General features: G+C 68.8%; 15 protein-coding genes and 2 pseudogenes. 8 read left to right on the top strand and 9 right to left on the bottom strand.

What is annotated here, in order from left to right:
• The first annotated feature begins 16 nt into the window (after positions 1-16).
• Genes ACFPZ3_RS57330 through ACFPZ3_RS57320 form a run of 3 tightly spaced genes read left to right on the top strand, consistent with a single transcriptional unit; the run spans position 17 to position 2,447 of the window.
• Positions 17-1,228: a cytochrome P450 gene (locus ACFPZ3_RS57330; RefSeq protein WP_379522898.1), complete on the top strand. Its 1,212-nt coding sequence runs from the start codon at positions 17-19 to the stop codon at positions 1,226-1,228.
• The gene (locus ACFPZ3_RS57325) at positions 1,225-1,647 is read left to right on the top strand and encodes a carboxymuconolactone decarboxylase family protein (RefSeq protein WP_379522897.1); all 423 of its coding nucleotides are present in this window, start codon (positions 1,225-1,227) and stop codon (positions 1,645-1,647) included. Before ACFPZ3_RS57330 ends, ACFPZ3_RS57325 begins: the two co-directional genes overlap by 4 nt.
• Entirely contained in the window at positions 1,644-2,447 is an 804-nt protein-coding gene (locus ACFPZ3_RS57320) for an SDR family NAD(P)-dependent oxidoreductase (protein ID WP_379522896.1), read from the top strand. Before ACFPZ3_RS57325 ends, ACFPZ3_RS57320 begins: the two co-directional genes overlap by 4 nt.
• Before the next feature lie 296 nt (positions 2,448-2,743).
• Here the strand turns inward: ACFPZ3_RS57320 and ACFPZ3_RS57315 are convergent, their stop codons facing one another.
• From ACFPZ3_RS57315 to ACFPZ3_RS57300, 4 genes are all read right to left on the bottom strand, one after another.
• Positions 2,744-3,118 (bottom strand): hypothetical protein, encoded by a 375-nt coding sequence (locus tag ACFPZ3_RS57315; protein WP_379522895.1) that lies wholly within the window; start codon positions 3,116-3,118, stop codon positions 2,744-2,746.
• Positions 3,119-3,353: 235 nt separating this feature from the next.
• Complete coding sequence (locus ACFPZ3_RS57310) at positions 3,354-4,319, bottom strand: LysR family transcriptional regulator (protein ID WP_379522894.1); 966 nt, start codon at positions 4,317-4,319, stop codon at positions 3,354-3,356.
• 106 nt (positions 4,320-4,425) lie between these two features.
• The gene (locus ACFPZ3_RS57305; RefSeq protein ID WP_379522893.1) at positions 4,426-5,739 is read right to left on the bottom strand and encodes an erythromycin esterase family protein; all 1,314 of its coding nucleotides are present in this window, start codon (positions 5,737-5,739) and stop codon (positions 4,426-4,428) included.
• 80 nt (positions 5,740-5,819) lie between these two features.
• Positions 5,820-6,593 (bottom strand): SDR family oxidoreductase, encoded by a 774-nt coding sequence (locus ACFPZ3_RS57300; protein WP_379522892.1) that lies wholly within the window; start codon positions 6,591-6,593, stop codon positions 5,820-5,822.
• 157 nt (positions 6,594-6,750) lie between these two features.
• Here ACFPZ3_RS57300 and ACFPZ3_RS57295 point away from each other — a divergent pair, with 157 nt between their 5' ends.
• The 3 genes from ACFPZ3_RS57295 to ACFPZ3_RS57285 all read left to right on the top strand — a co-directional run bounded on the left by ACFPZ3_RS57295 (position 6,751) and on the right by ACFPZ3_RS57285 (position 8,818).
• Positions 6,751-7,977: an alpha/beta hydrolase fold domain-containing protein gene (locus ACFPZ3_RS57295; protein ID WP_379522891.1), complete on the top strand. Its 1,227-nt coding sequence runs from the start codon at positions 6,751-6,753 to the stop codon at positions 7,975-7,977.
• An 83-nt stretch (positions 7,978-8,060) separates the two neighbouring features.
• Positions 8,061-8,624, top strand: coding sequence for an alpha/beta hydrolase (locus ACFPZ3_RS57290; RefSeq protein ID WP_379522890.1), 564 nt, complete (start codon positions 8,061-8,063; stop codon positions 8,622-8,624).
• Positions 8,621-8,818, top strand: a complete 198-nt coding sequence (locus tag ACFPZ3_RS57285; RefSeq protein WP_379522889.1) for a hypothetical protein — start codon at positions 8,621-8,623, stop codon at positions 8,816-8,818. The genes ACFPZ3_RS57290 and ACFPZ3_RS57285 overlap by 4 nt, the downstream gene beginning before the upstream one ends.
• Before the next feature lie 522 nt (positions 8,819-9,340).
• On the opposite strand, the gene ACFPZ3_RS57280 is transcribed toward ACFPZ3_RS57285, so the two are convergent.
• Entirely contained in the window at positions 9,341-10,477 is a 1,137-nt protein-coding gene (locus ACFPZ3_RS57280; protein ID WP_379522888.1) for a serine hydrolase domain-containing protein, read from the bottom strand.
• A gap of 136 nt (positions 10,478-10,613) precedes the next feature.
• Between ACFPZ3_RS57280 and ACFPZ3_RS57275 the strand changes: the two genes are divergently transcribed.
• On the top strand, positions 10,614-13,766 hold the full coding sequence (locus ACFPZ3_RS57275) for an AfsR/SARP family transcriptional regulator (RefSeq protein WP_379522887.1): 3,153 nt from the start codon (positions 10,614-10,616) through the stop codon (positions 13,764-13,766).
• A 296-nt stretch (positions 13,767-14,062) separates the two neighbouring features.
• Here ACFPZ3_RS57275 and ACFPZ3_RS57270 read toward each other — a convergent pair whose 3' ends face one another.
• Positions 14,063-14,290 (bottom strand): hypothetical protein, encoded by a 228-nt coding sequence (locus tag ACFPZ3_RS57270; RefSeq protein ID WP_379522886.1) that lies wholly within the window; start codon positions 14,288-14,290, stop codon positions 14,063-14,065.
• 10 nt (positions 14,291-14,300) lie between these two features.
• Positions 14,301-14,510 (bottom strand): annotated as a pseudogene (locus tag ACFPZ3_RS57265) (Tn3 family transposase); the annotation flags it as partial.
• A gap of 206 nt (positions 14,511-14,716) precedes the next feature.
• Between ACFPZ3_RS57265 and ACFPZ3_RS57260 the strand changes: the two are divergent.
• The gene (locus ACFPZ3_RS57260) at positions 14,717-15,730 is read left to right on the top strand and encodes a tetratricopeptide repeat protein (protein ID WP_379522885.1); all 1,014 of its coding nucleotides are present in this window, start codon (positions 14,717-14,719) and stop codon (positions 15,728-15,730) included.
• A 22-nt stretch (positions 15,731-15,752) separates the two neighbouring features.
• Here ACFPZ3_RS57260 and ACFPZ3_RS57255 read toward each other — a convergent pair.
• Positions 15,753-16,720, bottom strand: a pseudogene (locus ACFPZ3_RS57255) (IS5 family transposase).
• A gap of 136 nt (positions 16,721-16,856) precedes the next feature.
• Positions 16,857-17,546, bottom strand: coding sequence for a recombinase family protein (locus tag ACFPZ3_RS57250; RefSeq protein ID WP_379523027.1), 690 nt, complete (start codon positions 17,544-17,546; stop codon positions 16,857-16,859).
• Between the last annotated feature and the right edge of the window lie 31 nt (positions 17,547-17,577).

Genomic DNA, 17,577 nt, shown 5'->3' with positions numbered 1-17,577 from the left:
CCGGGAAAGGAACCGCATGACGACCACCACCGATCACACAGCCGCTCCCGACTTCCCGCTACGGCGCGGATGTCCGTACGCCCCGCCGGACCTCGCCACCGAGTTCCGTGAGGATGGCGCCCCTCGCAGGGTGAGGATCTGGAACGGCAGCACTCCGTGGCTGATCACACGCCACGAGCAGGTACGGCAGGTTCTCAGCGCCACCGACCGATTCAGCGCGGACGTCACCAACCCCGGCTTCCCGAACACCAGCAGCGCCCAGCCGCAGGTAGAAGGCGGCATCTTCTTCCGCAAGGATGGCGATGAGCACCTGCCCATCCGCCGCATCCTCAACCCGGACTTCACCGCCAAGCGTTCCGAGGCGCTACGGCCGCGGATCGCCGAACTCACCGGCAAGCTCATCGACGACCTGGTGACCATGCCGCGACCGGTGGACCTGATCGAGCACTTCGCCCTGGCCCTGCCCACCGTCGTCATCTGCGACGTGCTCGGCGTCCCCTATGAGGAGCGCCACACCGTTCACGAGTCCTCCAAGAAGCTCGTCCAGCTGAACGCCCCGCACGAGGAGAAACTGGCGGCCCAGCAGGCGCTGCACGCCAACCTCACCGACCACACGGAACGCAAGCGCCGCGACCCGGACGAGTCGCTGCTGTCGCGGCTGGTCAACGTCCATGTCGCAGGCGGCGACCTTACCTTCGACCAGGCCGTCAGGCTGGGCATGCTGGTGATCGGCGCCGGTCACGAGACCACCGCCAACATGATCGGTCTCGGCATCCTCGCCCTGCTCAGGGAGCCCGGGCAGCGCGACATCCTGCTCTCGGACCCCGCGAGGCACGCGGCCACCTGCGTCGAGGAGATGATGCGTTACTGGAGCATGGTGCAGACCGAGCCGCGCAGGGTCGCCATCCAGGACACCGAGATCGGCGGAGTGCTCATCCGGGCCGGAGAAGGCGTCATCTGCAACCTGCCCGCCGCCAACCGCGACCCGGCCGTCTTCGCCGCGCCCGAGCAACTGGACATCACCCGGGTCGAGCGCCGGCACATCGGGTTCGGGTTCGGCATCCACCAGTGCCTGGGCCAGAACCTCTCCCGCGTCGAGATGCGGGTCGCCTGGCCCGCGCTCTTCCAGCGCATTCCGGGACTGCGGCTGTCCGTGAAGGAGAAGGAGCTGCGCTTCCACGACCAGGCGCTCACGTACGGGCTCGAAGACCTGCCGGTCACCTGGTGAGCACCACACCAGCCCAGCCCCGGGAGAAGGGCGACCCCTTCGCGCACCTCATCCACCAGGGCAAGGCCGCCTACGAGAAAGTGATGTGCGAACCAGCAGCCACCGACGGGCAGGGCGAATCGCTCGGCGATCTGTGCGTCAAGACGGTCTTCGCCGATGTGTGGGAGCGACCGGGGCTCTCGGTCCGTGACCGGCGGCTGATCACCCTCACCGTCCTGGCGATGCTCGGCCGGGAACGCATCACCCCTTTCCATCTCCACGCCGCTCTCGACAGCGGCGACCTGGACGAGGGACAACTCCAGGAGATGGCCCGCCAGCTCGCCTACTACGCGGGCTTCCCGGTGGCCTCGGCCTTCGAGTTCCTCATCAACGACATCGTCACCGAGCGACGCGAGGACAACAAGGAGGACAATCGATGACCGGACGGCTGGCAGGCAGGACCGCGGTGATCGTCGGCGGTGGGCAGACACCCGGCGCCACGACCGGAAACGGCCGGGCCGTCGCGCTGCTCTTCGCCCGAGAAGGCGCCCAGGTCCTGGTCGTCGACCGCGACCTCGACTCAGCCGAGGAAACGGCGGAGCTGGTCCGCCAGGAAGGCGGCACGGCGACGGCGCACCGGGCCGACATCACCGTCGAATCCGATTGCGCGGCCATCCTCGATGCGGCCCTGGCGAGCCTGGGACACATCGACATCCTGCACAACAACGTCGGCATCGTGCCCGCCGGGCGAACCGAGGACCTCCCCGCGGACAGCTGGCGCCGTGGCTTCGAGGTCAACCTCACCGGAATGTGGATGACCTGCAAATACCTCCTGCCGCACATGCGGGAACGAGGAAGCGGAGCCATCGTCAACATCTCCTCCATGGCCGGGCTGCTCGCCGGCGGCGAGACCATCGCCTACACCACCTCCAAAGCCGCGGTCCACTCCATGACCCGCAGCCTCGCACTCGAGTACGCGCCCCACGGCGTACGGGTGAACTGCGTCGCACCCGGCATGATGGACACCCCCATGGGCGTCGACGCCGTCGCCCGCGCAGGTGGCGTGGACCGCGCGGAGGTGGCGGCCCGCCGCGCTGCGATGGTCCCCATGGGCCACCAGGGCACCAGCCAGGACGTGGCCAACGCCGCCCTCTTCCTCGCCTCGGACGAGGCGGCGTTCATCACCGGCGCCATCCTGGCCGTGGACGGCGGCTTCACCCTGCGCTCCCACCACGTTTGACCCGAACTACCTTTATCCGGACGGTAAGGACGTCTGGGTGCAGGCCGGGCACATGCCCTGTCACCGCGGACGGGTCACCGTCATCGGCGACACAAGATCGCCGCCGGAATGACGGGAAAGACCTCCGCCCACCGGTGACGGCGAACCAGCCACGACAACGCCCCGCAACGGTCGAAGCCGCCGCCCTGATCACGCGCACAACTCCAGCACACACCACGAACCTGCGTTCGAGCGGGACCCGCCTCAGAACACCCACCTGGGAAGGAACACGTGTGCGAGGAGCACGGATCAGCTGATCACGCGGGCGTCCATCGGTAAGAGGGCACTGTCTTGCCGCGCGGAGCATAGATCACCTGTAAGGTCGCGTCTGCGCGTTGGAGCATGAGAGTGATCTCCTCTCCCGAGCTCTTGGCGATCTCGGAACCGGCTGGAGCCTCGAGTATCACGTCGCCCTCCCGAATGCCTGCCTGATCTGCGGTTGAACCGGCGACCAGGCCGGTGACGGTGCGCGTCTCGAGGCTGGTCAGGTCGAAGCCCAGGTCGGTGACGTGCTCCTGGGTCTGTTCGCGGGTGAATTGCGAGCCGAACGCGTCAGGGGCCGGAATCATCCATTGCCCGGCTTCCATGGCGGCGAAATCGTCGCGAGCCACCTCACCCAGGTCGGCCTCCACAAGGTCGAGCCAATCGGGTACACCTACCTTCTCACCGGCTCGCTGCCGGTCCAGGACGGTGAGGACCAGGTTGTCGACAGAGCGGCGGCCACCGCTGGCGGTACGGATCTTGGCGTTGAGATCGATGAATGAACACTTGAATCGGACGCGGCGTCCAGAGACCCCGGATCCGGCGGCGCGCCCTGTTAGCGTTCGTCAAGCGACCGTTAGACGAACGCCTGAACACCCGCTCCACTCACTCCCGAGCGCTGTTCCGCCCACCTCCTCCCGTCCACCTCGGCCCCTTAGCGTCTGAGTGAGGATCGAGCGTTCTGGCGTCGACCACCTCGAGGGTGGCGCTCACGAAGGCCTGGACGGTGGCGGTGTCCTGGCCGGTGCGCCACATCAGCGCGTAGTCGATGGGCGGTGCGTCGTGGAAGGGGACGAACGCGACGTCGGAACGTCCGTAGAAGTTCGCCCCTTCGAGGGAGACGATGGTGACGCCCTTGTCGGCGCCGATCAGGGTGAGCATCTCCTGCCAGCCGTAGGCGATGGAGCCGGACGGGACGGGGCGTCCGGAAGGAGTGCGTTGCGGGTAGTTGCGGTCAAGGAGTTTCCCGGGGAATCCGCCGGGCCTGATCAGCGGGGCGAGCGCGAAGTCCTCCACGGAGACCGTTTCCCGGGCGGCCAGGAGATGATCGGCGGGGACCACGAGGGCCCGCGGCGAGGAGAAGACCGTGGGCCCGACGGTGATATCGGACCCATCGGTGAAGAAGACCTCTCCCACCAGCAGATCGACCTCGCCCGTGCGGAGCATCTCGAAGGCGGCGTGGAGGGTCTCCTCGTAGATTTCCACGATGCAGCCGGGGTAGCGCGAGTTGAACTCGTCAACGGCGCACAGCAGCAGGTTGCCGTTCCAAGAGGTGGTGAAGCTGACGCGAAGTACCCCGGTGAGCCCGTCCGCGGCGGCGCGCGTGTTGGTGACGGCGTTCTGGATCTGCTGGTAGCCGGGTAGCAGTTCGTCGCGGAAGTGTTCGCCAAGTGGGGTGAGCGTCACTTGGCGGCTGGTGCGTTCGAACAGCGGGCCGCCGAGCCGGCGTTCCAGTTTCTTGATGGTCTGGCTGATCCGGCCGGGAGTGACCTGCAGGCGTTCGGCGGTCCTGCTGAAGTGGAGTTCCTCGGCCAGGGTGAGGAAGGCTTCCATTTCCAGACGTTCGAGCACGCGGACCTCGATCTGTGAATCTCGCGAACAGTGTCACGAGGTTGATAGCCAGGAGCAGTGGAAGCCCACCACCGCGAAGGCCAGACGCGGTGGTGGGTGAAGGCTCTCATGGCAGGAGGGCGGCGGCCTTGACCTGGTGGAAGTGGATCAGCACGTCGAAGGAGCGGCCGAGGGCGGCCTTGGTTGCCTGGTCGGGTGACCAGAAGCCGCCGCCGATCAGCCGGGTTTCGTGAGCCTGTGACAGCCATGCCTTGGCGGCGGCCGGCGCGGTGCGGGTGTCGAGGAGGAAGTCGCGGTAGCGGACCTGGTCCAGGACGTACTCGTTGTAGCCGGCGGGGGCGGCGTCGACGTGGCCCTTGCAGGTCAGGGGCCGTTCGGCGGGCTTGGCGTCTTTCGGGCATTCACCCTTTTCGATGGTGAAGTTGTAGCCGCCCTGGTCGAAGCTGGTGCCGACGGTGACGAACCGGTCGCCGAGCCGCTTGCGCAGCACGCCGCCCATCGGCGCGGGAACGAAGGTCGTGTCGATCGGGGTGTAGCTGAGGTGCGCGTTCAGTCCCGACACCTGGATCTTGTGCCCGGTGGTCTTGTTCCACCAGGCCACGTTGTCGGCCAGCACGCTGTCGCGGTAGACCGCGGCCTGGCGGCGGCCTTCGGCGGTGGCCTGGTCGAAGGCGAAGTCGGTGAAGGTCAGCGACAGCGCACGGGCGTGCTGCACCACCCACCGGTCCGCGCCCTGCTTCTGCAGCAGCTTCAGCGCCCGGGTGGCGCGCTGTGCCCGATCCTGCCGTTCTTTCAGGGGTACGGCCATCGCCTGGACCATGTATTCGCCCGCGTTCTTCGTGGCCGGCCGCAACCCGTCATACAGCTTGGTGAACTGCGGCAGCAGATCCGGGTGGTGCTGCTTGACGTAGCCGAGGACCTTGTCGAACAGGAGGTCGCCGGGGTAGAGCAGGTCGGCGCCCATGAACTGGACCTTGTCGGGGTGGGTGGTGTTGTAGGCGCGCATCCACTCGACCAGGGCGAGGAACTCGCGGTTGTCGAACAGGTCGTAGGGGCCCTTGACCTCGTCGTGGAAGATCGCACGCGGGTCGCCCTTGCCGTACAGGACGTAGTCGTTGAGCCGCACGCCGGTGCTCCAGCTCAGCTCCCGGGCGAAGGTGGTGAAGCCCTTCTCGGTGACCAGGTAGCGCAACAGCCGCTGGTTGAGGGTGTAGAAGTCGGCGGTGCTGTGCGTGGCCTCACCGACGCCGACCACCTGCGCGTCACCCACCATCGCGCCGAAGGCGTCCAGGTCGTGCGTGAGCGGCTTGGCCACCGTGTCCAGCGCGGCGACAACCTTCGCATCACCGGTGTCGGCGAACGCCGGGGCGGCGGCCCCCACGACGGCGACAAGGCTGAGGGCAAGAATCTTGGTCTTCATGATGGTGTTTGTCCGATGTGTGAGTGGCTTGTTGGAACAGGTCCGAGGCTGGTGGCAGGTACTGACAACCCGCTGACAGTTCAGATACGGGGGCCGAGGAAGCAGCCGCCGGAGGCGTCGATGACCTGGCCGGTCACCCAGCGGCCGGCCTCGGAGGCCAGGAAGGCGACCACGTCGGCGATGTCGTCGGGCTGCCCGACGCGGGGGATGGCGTTGCCGGTGCCGACCATCTGCTGGACCTCGGGCTTGCCGAGCATCCACGGGTTCATGTCGGTGACCGTCGGCCCCGGCGCCACCGCGTTGACAGTGATGCCGCGCCCGCCCACCTGCTGGGCCAGGGACCGGGAGAGTACCTCGACGCCGACCTTGCTCATCGCGTACGGCGCCTCGGGCATCGCGATCCTGGTGGCCGCGGTGGTCACGTTGACGATCCGGCCGCCATCGCTGAGCAGCGGCAGCGCCCGCTGGATGATGAACAGCGGCGCCTTGGTGTTGATCGCGATCAGCCGATCGAACGCCTCCGGAGTGATGGCCTCGATCGGCCCTCCGGCGTTGATGGCCGCGTTGTTGACCAGGATGTCCAGCCGCACCTGACCGGTCCACGCGGCCAGGCCCGCCTCCAGCGCGGCGAACAGGGCGTCCACGTCACCGGGCACGCCCAACTCGGCCCGGATGGGGAAGGCCCGCCCGCCGTCCTTCTCGATCAGCTGCACGGTCTCCAGCGCCGCCTGCTCGTTGCTGCCGTAATGCACGGCCACCAGCGCACCCGCGGCCGCCAGCCGCTGCGCGACGGCCCGGCCGATCCCCCGGGAGGCCCCGGTTACCAGAGCGGTCTGGTTCGTAAGGTTCTGCATGTCAACTCCAGCGGATTCGTAAGGTCGATTACGGCGGTGGGCTCCCGAAGTCCCGACGATGAGGCTGGCACGGGGCCGGCCGTCGAGGGAAAGGCCGAGCATGCATGACCGTGATGCGTGGTCGGCATGGCATACCGAATGCCCGATACTGGTCGCCATGGCTGACCAGGCGCATGAAGCCTCCGTACTGTCCTTCCAAACCCCGGACGCCGTCGAACTACGGCACCTGCGCGGGTTCATCGTGGTCGCGGAGGAGCTCAACTTCGGCAGGGCGGCGAGTCGGCTCTACATCTCTCAGCCCGCGCTGAGCCGTCAGATCCGCATGCTGGAACGGCTGCTCGGGTGCGACCTGCTCCGGCGCTCCACACACCGAGTGGAGCTCACTCTCGCCGGAGAGGCCCTGCTCGACCGCGCCCGGCAGCTACTCGACGACCTGGACGAGGCGATCTCCGTCACCCGATCGGTGGGCGGCGAACACGCCGGACGGATCGCGCGGCTCTGGGAGGGCAGCCAGATCGCCGCGGCCGACGCCGACATCCAAGAGTTGCGCAGCGGGTACGAAGCGCTCCAATCACCGTTCGAAGCTCCGCCGGAGGTGGACATCCGGCCGGTCAACGCGGGCGGCGTGGCCTGCCTCTGGCTGACGCCGCGGCCGAAACAGCCGTCGCCGACGGTGCTGTTCCTGCATGGCGGGGGTTATGTGGCCGGATCGGCGTACGGCTACCGCCCCCTGGCGGGCAGGCTGGCCGCGGCCGCCTCATCGGGGATCTTGCTGCCTGAGTACCGGCTGGCTCCCGAGCACCCCTTCCCCGCCGCCGTGGAAGATGCCCTGAGCACCTTCCAGTGGCTGCTCGATTCGGGAACTCGCCCGGAGGAGGTGACCGTGGCCGGCGACTCCTCAGGCGCCGGGCTGGCCCTCTCCCTCCTGATCAGCCTGCGCGAGCGCGGCCTGCCCATGCCCGGCAGGGCAGCGTTGATGTGCCCCTGGGTGGACCTCACCGGCAGCCACGAACCCACGCCCGGTCCGCAGGAGGACCCATCACAGCCGGTGATGCCGAGCGTGCAACTGCGCAGGTTCACCGACGCCTATCTCGGCGGATACGCAGCCGACGACGATCCCCTGCTCAACCCGCTGACGACCGACCTGACCGGCCTGCCGCCGATGCTCATCCAGGCGGGCACCGGGGATCCCCGGACGACGGATGCCCGCCGCCTCGCCGAGCACGCCCGCGGATACGGTGTCGACGCCCAACTGGAGCTCTACCCTGTCGCGGCCCACGTCTTCCAGCTCTACTGGAGCTTCCTGCCCGAGGCGGCAGACGCGATCGACCAGCTGGCGTCCTTCATAGCCCCGCACGAAAACTCCACCGCGCGGAAGGCCTGACCACACGGTTATGCCCGATGCGCACGACCGTGATGCGCATCCGGCCTTTCCCTTCTCACCCGGCCCGCTGCCAGCCTTCGAGCATGACACCACCGTCACACACGGCGGCCGATCTTCGTCTCCGCGGCCAAGCCGGGCCGCTGCGGGCCCGGCTGCACCGGCCCATCGAACCCGATGGACACCCGCTCCTGGTGCTCTTCCCCGCGGGGAGCATCGATCGCGCGGACCGGCTGTGCCAAGGCCTGTGCCTGCGTGCGGGCCTGATGGTGATCGCGGCCTCCCACCGCCGCCTCCCCGCTGGTCTCCACGATGGCGTGATGGTCGTGGAATGGTCCGCCGAGCACGCCACCGAACTCGGGGCCGACCCCAACCGCCTGCTGATAGGTGGCGAGGGCATCGGCGGGAGCCTCGCCACGAGCGTTGCCATGCACGCCCGGGAGCAGCACTGGCCGGTGCTGGCAGGACCACTGCTGATCAATCCGGACTCGGGCACGTTGCAAGGCGCCCTATCACCGCCGGGACTCGCACCGACCATCGCGATCACATCTGGGGACAGCCACTACGACGATCTTCTCCACGCAGCCCTGTTCCTCACCGGTAGGACATCCTCCCTGGCTGGGCGGAGCAGGCCGCCGCCCATCCCATGACCGCAATTTGGATCATCGTCTTTGTCGCGTTCACCGACCCCGGCATCCTGGGCTCGCGCTACCTCGGCAAATCCATCCCGATGCGCACCGTCATCACCCTCGGCGAGAAGCCGACCGTCGACCTCTACTTCACCGCACCCGGCAAGAAGGAACGCCTGGTGGACCACGTCGTCTACACCCGCAAGATCAAGTAATCGCCGGCTTCGACACACCGCACCATCCCGCGCCCAGGCATGGTCACTCGGGGTGGATCATGATCCACCCCGACGACACGTTGAGGCTGAAGGACATCCGGGCCGCCCGCCCGGAACTGGACACGAGCAGGCAGGTGGCGGCGCGGAGGATTTTTGCCTTCATGGGTGATCGCCTTTCAATACTCTTGGCATGCATGTCGTGGTTAGCGGCCGCTGGTGACACGGCGGAGCAGGATCGGGGTTGATACTGGTAAGGCCCGTTGACTGAGTGGTCTGTGTTCTGGCTGGGACGTTGGCAGGTCACGGTGAGTGGTCGCCGGGGGCGTAGCGGCTCCAGGGTGTTCCGGCTTCGGCGGCGACGCGGGTGGCGGTCTTGTCGTGGAAGCCGAGTGCTTGGGCGATAACGGGGGCCAGTGCCTGGAGGGCAAGTTGGCGCAGGGCTGCCGGCCATGCTCCGTGCGGTAGGCGATCGCCCGGACGGGCAGCGCGGCCGCCGGCACGCCCGGGCGATGTCAGCAGGCGTTACTGAGGCGGGAGGAAGGGCGAGCCGAACGCCGCCTCGGCGACCTGGCTGCAGACCGGGTACCAGTTCCAGTCGCAGTTGATGTTCACCGAGACCAGGCGTCGGGCGTCCGGAGTGCCCATGGCGAAAGTGGCGGTGCCGAGCTCGACTCCGGCCACGATGTGGAGCGTGCGGCCGTCGGCCAGCGCCCATTGACTCACCCCGGTGCCGTAGCGGGTGTTGGGCATCCAGTCCCTGGTGGGGCCCGTGTTCCACATCGTGCGATGCTGCGCGGGCGGCAATAGCGAGCCGGTGATCATCGCGTTGGTGAACCGGAGCATGTCGCTGGTGGTCGAAACGACGCCGCCGGCGGCCCACCCCCAGATGGTCCTGTCGGTGACGTCGACCGGATCGGAGTCGGGGCCTTCCATGAGGGACTCGTAGTTGTCGGGCGTGAGGCTTGCAGGGTCGATGCCGTCCTTGATGAACTGCCTGGTATAGATCCTGGCGTGCGGTCCTCGGAACCGCTGCTCGTCGAAGGGCCGCGCGTAGGTGCCGGTCAGTCCGAGCGGCTGGACGACCGTCCGGTCGACCTCCTCCTCGTAGCTATGCCCTGTCGCCTTCTCGATGATCGCCCCGGCGAGGTGGTAGCCGCCGTTGCTGTAGGCGAAGGCCGTACCTGGCGCATACAACGGCGGGATGGCCATCTGGAGCTTCAGCAACTCCTCGACGGTCCAGACGTCGTAGCGATGCGCTGCGAACCCGGGCCGGGTGTGGTACTTGCGCGCGATCTCGACGCTCAGGCCGGTGATCCCCAGGCCGCTGGTGTGGGTGAGCAACTGCCCGATGGTGATCTGACGGCCGTCGTTGCCGTTGCCTCGCACCACGCCAGGCAGCCACTGCTCCACGGTGTCGGTGAGGCTCAGCCTGCCCTCGGCCTCCAGGGTCAGCATCGCGGCGGCAGTGAACGCCTTGGCGGCGCTGCCGGTGGTGAACTGTTCCCCGGGTTCGCGGCGGCGGGCTGTCTGGATGTCGGCCACGCCGGCGGTGCCGAACCAGGTCCGGTCCCCATCCTTGACCTCGGCCACGATGCCGGGGATGCCGACCTCGGCCACGGCCCAGTCGAGCACCTGCTGCACGTTCTCGTTGGTTGCCATCGCACTGCCTTTCGGGATGTTTCTTCGTGACGTCCTCCACGATGTCCGGCAGCTCTGACAGGCCTCTTATATCCCTCTTCCATCCGGCACCGGCTCGCTGTAAGGCGCTTTCAGCCCACCGGATAGCCTGTCGGGCATGCGGATTGAGGTGCTGGGGCCGGTTCTGGCGTATGCCGACGACGGCGCGCCGATCGACCTGGGCGGCACCAGGGTTCGCGCGCTGCTGGCCAGGCTGGCACTGGCCGGGAACGAAGTGGTGTCGGTCGATTCGCTGCTCGACGGCCTGTGGGGGGAACACTCCTCCGGAGGCACCGTCAACGCGTTGCACGCGCTGGTGCATCGGCTGCGCAAGGCCCTGGCCGGGGCCGGGGTCGTGGAGACGGTGGCCGGCGGGTATCGCCTGCGCCTGCGCAGCGAGCAGGTCGACGCGGTCCGGTTCGAGGAGCTGGCGAAGCGGGGCGGTCGCGAACTGGCCGCGGGCGCTGTGCAGCGGGCGGCCTCGCTGCTGGACGAGGCGCTGGCGATGTGGCGGGGAGACGCGCTGGCCGACGTGCGCGACATTCCTTTCGCCGGTACGGCTGGCGCGCGCCTGGACGAACTGCGCGTCGGGGCCGCCGAAGACCGTTTCGAGGCGGAGCTGCGGCTTGGGCGCCATGGCGAGATCCTGGCCGATGTGGAGGCGGCGGCCGCTGAGCATCCGCTGCGGGAACGGCTGGCCGGGCTGCGGATGCGGGCCTTGCATGCGGTGGGCCGCCAGTCCGATGCGCTGGCCGTGTTCGAGGAGGTCCGCGGCACGCTCGCCGAGGAGCTGGGCGTCGACCCCTCCGAGGAGTTGCGCAAGACGCATCTCGCCGTGCTGCGGGGTGAGCTGGAGATCCCCGAGGCGGAACAGGTCCGGCCGGAGGCGGTGCGAGGCCGTCTGCCGGCCCAGCTGACCAGCTTCGTCGGCCGGGAGGACGAGTTGAGGTTGCTGGCCGGGTTGCTGGAGACCTCCCGGCTGGTCACCGTCGTGGGTCCAGGGGGCGTGGGCAAGACCCGGCTGGCCGTGGATGCGGTGAGCCGGCATCGGGCCCATCGGCGCGGCCGGGTCTGGCTCGTCTCCCTGGCCGCGGTGGACACGGCCGACGGGCTGCTGGAGGCGGTGCTGGGCTCGCTCAGCGTCGCCGCAGCCCAGCCGTCCGGCACGCCGCTGGAGCGGGTGGTCAACCTGCTCGCCGGTGGTGAGGGCGTGCTGGTGCTGGACAACTGCGAACAGATCTCCGAACCCGCCGCTGAGCTCGCCGGACAGCTGCTGGAGCGCCAGCCGTACCTGACCATCCTGGCCACGAGCCGAGAGCCGCTCGAGGTCATGGGGGAGACGCTGTGCCGCCTCGGCCCGCTCGACCTCCCCCCGGCGCACGCGGATCCCGATCGTGCCTCCGCAGCGGCCGCGGTGCGGCTGTTCCTCGACCGGGCGGCAGCCGTACAGCCCAGCTTTGTCCTGGACGCGACCACCGCGGCCCCGATCGTGGACATCGTGCGCCGGCTGGACGGGTTGCCGCTGGCTCTGGAGCTGGCCGCGGCGCGACTGCGGACCATGAGCGCCGAGCAGATCGCCCGGCGGCTGGATGACCGCTTCCGGCTGCTCAGCACCGGCAACCGGACCGCCCAGCCCCGCCAGCAGACCCTCCATGCGGTCATCGAATGGAGCTGGGACCTCCTCACCTCACAAGAGCGCACACTGGCCCGCCGGATGTCGATATTTCCGGCGCGTACCGGTATCGCCGCGATCGAGGCGGTCTGTGCGGATTCGGATGGGGCGCTTCCCGCGGACGAGGTCGTCTACCTCCTGGACTCCCTGGTCGACAAGTCCATCGTGGAGCGGGCCGGCGACGGCTACCGGATGCTGGAAACCATCCGGGCCCATGCGGCGGGAAAGCTCCGGCTCGAGGGGGAGACCGAAGCCGTCCTGCGCGGGCTCACGCGGCACTTCGCCGACCTGGCCGAGGAACACGAGCCGCTGCTGCGCTCGGACAAGCAGGCGGAGTCGCTGCGGCTGTTCCAGGCCGAGCACGACAACCTGATGTACGCCCTGCAAACGGCCAACGACAGCGGCGACGCCTCGGGCGCCGCCCGGATTCTCGGGCCGCTGTACTGGTACTGGATCATGCACCGCTACGACACCCGCGCCGAGGTCTACGTGGCCAAGGTCGCCGAGTTCGGCGACGCGCTGCCCGCGGACGCCCGGGCCGCGTTCACGGCAATTCACCTGGTGAGCATCGAGGGCGGGCCGCTCACCGACCCCGAACGGCTGCGCGCGCTCATCGACGACTGCGTGCGCACGGGCGCGCTGCGGCGTTACCCGATGCTGCTGACGATCGTGCTGGTGATGGCGCCGCTGCTCGGGCTGGATGAGCTGGCCGACCAGGAGATCGCCCGGGTGCGCGGCGGCTCGGACCGCTGGGCGATCGCCTGCACCTTCATGATCGAAGCCATGCGGTATCGCGAACGGGGCGACGGGGAGAGCTCCGCGACCGCGATGACCACGGCGTTGCACGCGTTCGAGGAGGTGGGCGATCGCTGGTGGGCGGCGAAAGCGCTGTACGGCCTGGCGCAGATCCACGCCATCGCCGGTGACCACGACCAGGCGATCGCCGCCTACGAGGACAGCATCGCGATCGCCACCAACCTCGGCTCGCAGGACGAGGTCTCGACCCGGCTCGGGCTCGCCACCGAACGCATGCGCGCAGGCGACTTGACCGGCGCCCGACACGACATCGAGACCGCCGAACGAGCGGCCTGGCAGTGTGGCCAGCCGGTGCTGGAGATCGAGGTTCTCGGCGTCCTGGCCGAGCTGTACCGCCGCTCCGGAGAGGTCGAACGCGCCGATCAAGAACTCGACCGGATGGAGACGCTCACCCGCAAGCTGCCCCTGGCGGCCGAGAGCGCCGACAATCGACTGCTCCCCGCTCGGGTGGCCAACCTCCTCACCGCCGGGAACGCCGTACGCGCCCGCGAACTGCTGCCCCGCGCCGTCCACGCCGCGCAAGCGATCATGGACGCTCCCTCGGCCGCTCACCTCCTGGCGCGGCTGCTGTTCCTGGAGGGCGATCCGGCCGGCGCGGCCACCGCGCTCGGCCTGAGCCAGGCCATCCGTGGCACCTTCGACCATGGCGACACCGAACTGCGTTCCCTTGCTGAGGTGCTCGCGGAACGGCTCGGCCGCACCGACTACGACACCGCCTACCAGCGGGGCGCCGACCTGACACCCCATGAGGCCACCGACCGGCTGACAGCACTGCGCGTTTAGGGGTGTGGGCGGGCATCATGGTGGGCCATCGCGATCTCTCATCAGCCCGTCGGTCAGGTCGTCTCCCTCGCCTTAGTAGTGCTTTGTTATGTTACGAAGTGTCATGAGGTTCATGCGTTTGGTGGCATACGTGGCAAGCGCCGGTCCAGGTGGCGAGTAAAGTCTGGAGTTCGCCGAGGACCTCATGCAGGGTCAGGCCGGCGCAGGGGCTGATACGTGAATCGACCTCAGCTGGGCAGACGGCAGCGAACCCCAACCGTTGATCGTCGGTGAGGGTTTGCCGGGAATGGTGTGGGTCAGGCGGCTGGTTCCAGGGTGACCTTGTGGCCGAGGGCTTCGAGCTTGGCGATCAGGCGTTGGGCTTGCTTCTCGGGGTCTTTGCGGATGGTGAAGTAGTCCTCGCCGAGTTCGTGGTAGGGCTTGCCGGTGGCCAGGACGTGCCAGACGATGACGATCATGGCGTGGGCGACGGTGACGATCGCCTTCTTCTTGGCGGCCGTGCTGCGGCATCCGCCGGCTTTCATGGGGTCCCAGTACCGGCACGACGAAGCGCATGCCGTCCACCGAGGCCACCAGCCCGCCGCCCCAGTCGGCGGTGATGTCGATGCCCGCCTGCTTGTCGACCAGGCAGGCCGAGGCCGCGGCGATGCCTTCGCCGTGAAAGTAGCCCTTCTCCACGCCCAGCAGCCGGTGCTCGGCCAGCGCCGGCATCCCCTCTTTGATCACCGGCACCAGGCCCACGTTTGATTTGGGCTCCGCCGCCCCTCAACTCAGCCATGATGTGCAGGTGGGAACACGGCGCGATCTGTGTCGGGCCCGAGTACGGGCCGCTGCTGTGCAGTCTGTACGGCGCCACTCCGGATGCACTCGGCATCCCACGGTGGACTTCGGTGATGCATCCCCCGATCGCCGCCGGAGCGGGGTACGGTGCCTCGCATGGGAGGCACGCCATGACCGACGACCAGACCTCCGCTCTACCCGCCGTACGCGAATCCGTCCAACTCGCCATGGAAGCTGACGGCCCCGCCGGCGGCCAGGCGACCCGCGAATCCCTGGACGCCGCCGTGCAGTACTACGCGCTGCGCTACAGCGCGTTCCCGCCCGCGACCCTCGCCACCGAAGTGCATCGCACCCGCGCCTTGGCCAGCGCGATGCTGCGCCAGCCGCAGGCTGACCCGGATCGGGCCGAGCTCCGCAGGCTGGCCGGCTGGCTGTCCGCCCTGGTCGGAAACACCGCCTTCCACCTCGGCGACTACCCGGCAGCCGGGATCCACTTCGCCACCGCAGCGCGGCTCGGCACCGCGGTGGGGGAGCACCACCTCATCTGCTGGACGCTCGGCGCGCACGCCATGACCGCCTACACTCAAGACCGTCACCACGAAGCCCTCGGGCTCGCCCAGGAGGCGCTGGAGTACGCCGACACACCGCTGCGCCGCGCCCAGATCATCGCCTGGGGCCAGGTGCGCGCCACCGCCGCTCTCGGCCCCTCCCAACGGTCCGACGTCGAACGCCTGGCGGCGGCCGCGCAGGACGAGATGGCCGCCGACCCACACGGCGACCAGTCAGGCCGCTTCGGGTTCGACACCGCGGAGTTGCTCCTCCACCTGGCCGAAGCCGCCCTGCTCGTCGGTGACCACGCCCAGGCCCGCGCCCACGCTCGCGCGTCCCAGCAGCACATCCGGCACGGCCGCCCCGGATGGGCCGCCGCCGTCCTCGTTGAGGCGCGTGGGGAAGCTGCACGCACGCAGTTCGGCGACGCCGCCGCCCTGGCCGGCGAGGTGCTCGACACGATCGCACCGCAGTCCCTGCGGGAAACTGCCCGGGTACGGCTCCGCGCGCTGGCCAGCGAACTTGACGTTCCCGATCCCGGCTTCGAGGCTCGCGACGCTCGCGAGCGAATTGCTGCACTCCCGGAGCTGAGCCCGGTCAGCTCCGGGAGTGAAGAGCCCAACGGTTCCACCTAGGGCATGTGCGGAGTTCGGATCTTTAGGCCGGTCGGAGGCAGCGGATCCATAAGATGGCGCCGCGTAGATGAAGACCGGCCAGATAGCTGTCAGGCGTCTTGTCGAACCGGAAGGCCAGCCCACGCCACTCCTTGATCCGGTTGATGCACCGCTCCACCGTGTTGCGCTGCGTGTACAGCTCCGGATCATGACGGATCGGCCGTCCGCCGCGGGAGCCGCGCTTCTTGCGGTTGGCCGCCTGGTCGGCCTTCTCCGGGATGACCGCCTTGATCCCGCGCCGGCGCAGGTAAGCGTGGTTGCCGCGGGAGGCGTAGGCCTTGTCGGCGGCCACCGCGCCCGGGCGGGTGCGCGGACGGCCGAGGGGCAGGCGGACCTTGATGCGCTCCAGGACCACGCGAAACTGCGGGCTGTCTCCCGCCTGACCGGGGGTGAGGACGAAGGACAGCGGACGGCAGCGACGATCGGCCGACAGGTGCACCTTGCTGCTCAGCCCGCCCCGCGAACGGCCCAGCCGGGCCACCTTCAGCCGGAATCTGTGCCGGCGTCGTATCCGCCGGCCCCCGTCTTCGCCGCCGTCGTGGGCCTTTTGCCCCTTTGGCGTAGCCCCTTTTCCTGCTCGACGGCCTCCTCCAGCGCCGCGGCCAGCTCACCATCCAGCGCCATCCCGGCAGCGTGATGGTGAGCGCGGGCCGTGGTGGAATCCACACTGACCAGATCGAGATCGACCTGCACGCGGACCGCAGCCTCGGCGATCATCGCCTGCATCAACCGCTCGAACACGCCGCCCACCGCCCACAAGCGGAACCGGTCATAGACGGTGGACCAGGGCCCGTACTCGACGGGCAGGTCCCGCCACGGGCTGCCGGTACGAAACCGCCACATCACCGCGTTGAACTGCTGCCGCAAATCCGGAATCGGGCCTCGCTCACCCAGCGGCAAGTGAGGCTCGATCAAGCACCACTCCTCGTCGGTGAGGTCTCCACGCGCCATGGCGAAGACCCAACCAGGAGCACAGACCAGAGCGCAGGCAAATCCCTGTGATCTCAACTCCATACAGGCTCTAGCGGACGGGCCTGTCCCGCTGGGCCGGGCTCGCTCGCGGGGGTGCGCCGCTCTTCCCCGGCGACTATCTGGTCCATCTCGCGTGCCTGGGTTTGAGCAGCTCGCCCGTACTCAGCGCGGCCTGCGCTTCGCGGTACAGCTTGAGGTTGCGAAACAGGGTAGACCGAGACACGCCGAATCCCGCGGCGACCTCCTCACCCGACGTGCCGGAGCTGAGCATCTCGGCGGCCGCGGCCTGCTGCTGGGCGCTCATCTTGGGCCGTCGTCCGATAGAAGCCGCCTGGGCTTGTTGAGAGGCCCGTGCCTCGGCGCCGCGTTCGCTCTCATAGGGCCGCTCCATCCGGGCGAACATGGCCAGCAGCGCGACGGCTGTCTCGGCTGCCGGGCCGGGCAGGCTGGTGTCGAGGGGGAGCTGGTCGGCAAGCGTGCGGAGTCCGATGCCCTGCTGGGCCAGCTCGTGAGCGAGGGTGAGGCACTCGCGTGTGGCGCAACCCAGCCGGTCCAGAGTCTCCACGGTGATCCGGTGACCGGCGTGCGGCCGGACCTGACGTAGCAGGTCCTCCCAGCTGTCGCGGCTGCCGCCGGGATCGTTGCTGGTGCCTGCCGGTAGCTCGGGGCGGCGAGGGTGGCGGCCAAGGCGATGTCGGCGTTGGTGTGCACGCGAAGGCGTTCCCCGACTTTGGTGATCCCGATCAGGCGTTCCGGTGGCGGCCGCAACGACATCGAGGTCGACGGTGACTGGGACGAGCCGGATGACGAGCGGGACGGTCTTTCGGGAGCACGGT

It is taken from the genome of Nonomuraea insulae (assembly GCF_042656245.1).
This window is presented reverse-complemented; position numbering and strand designations above follow the sequence as displayed.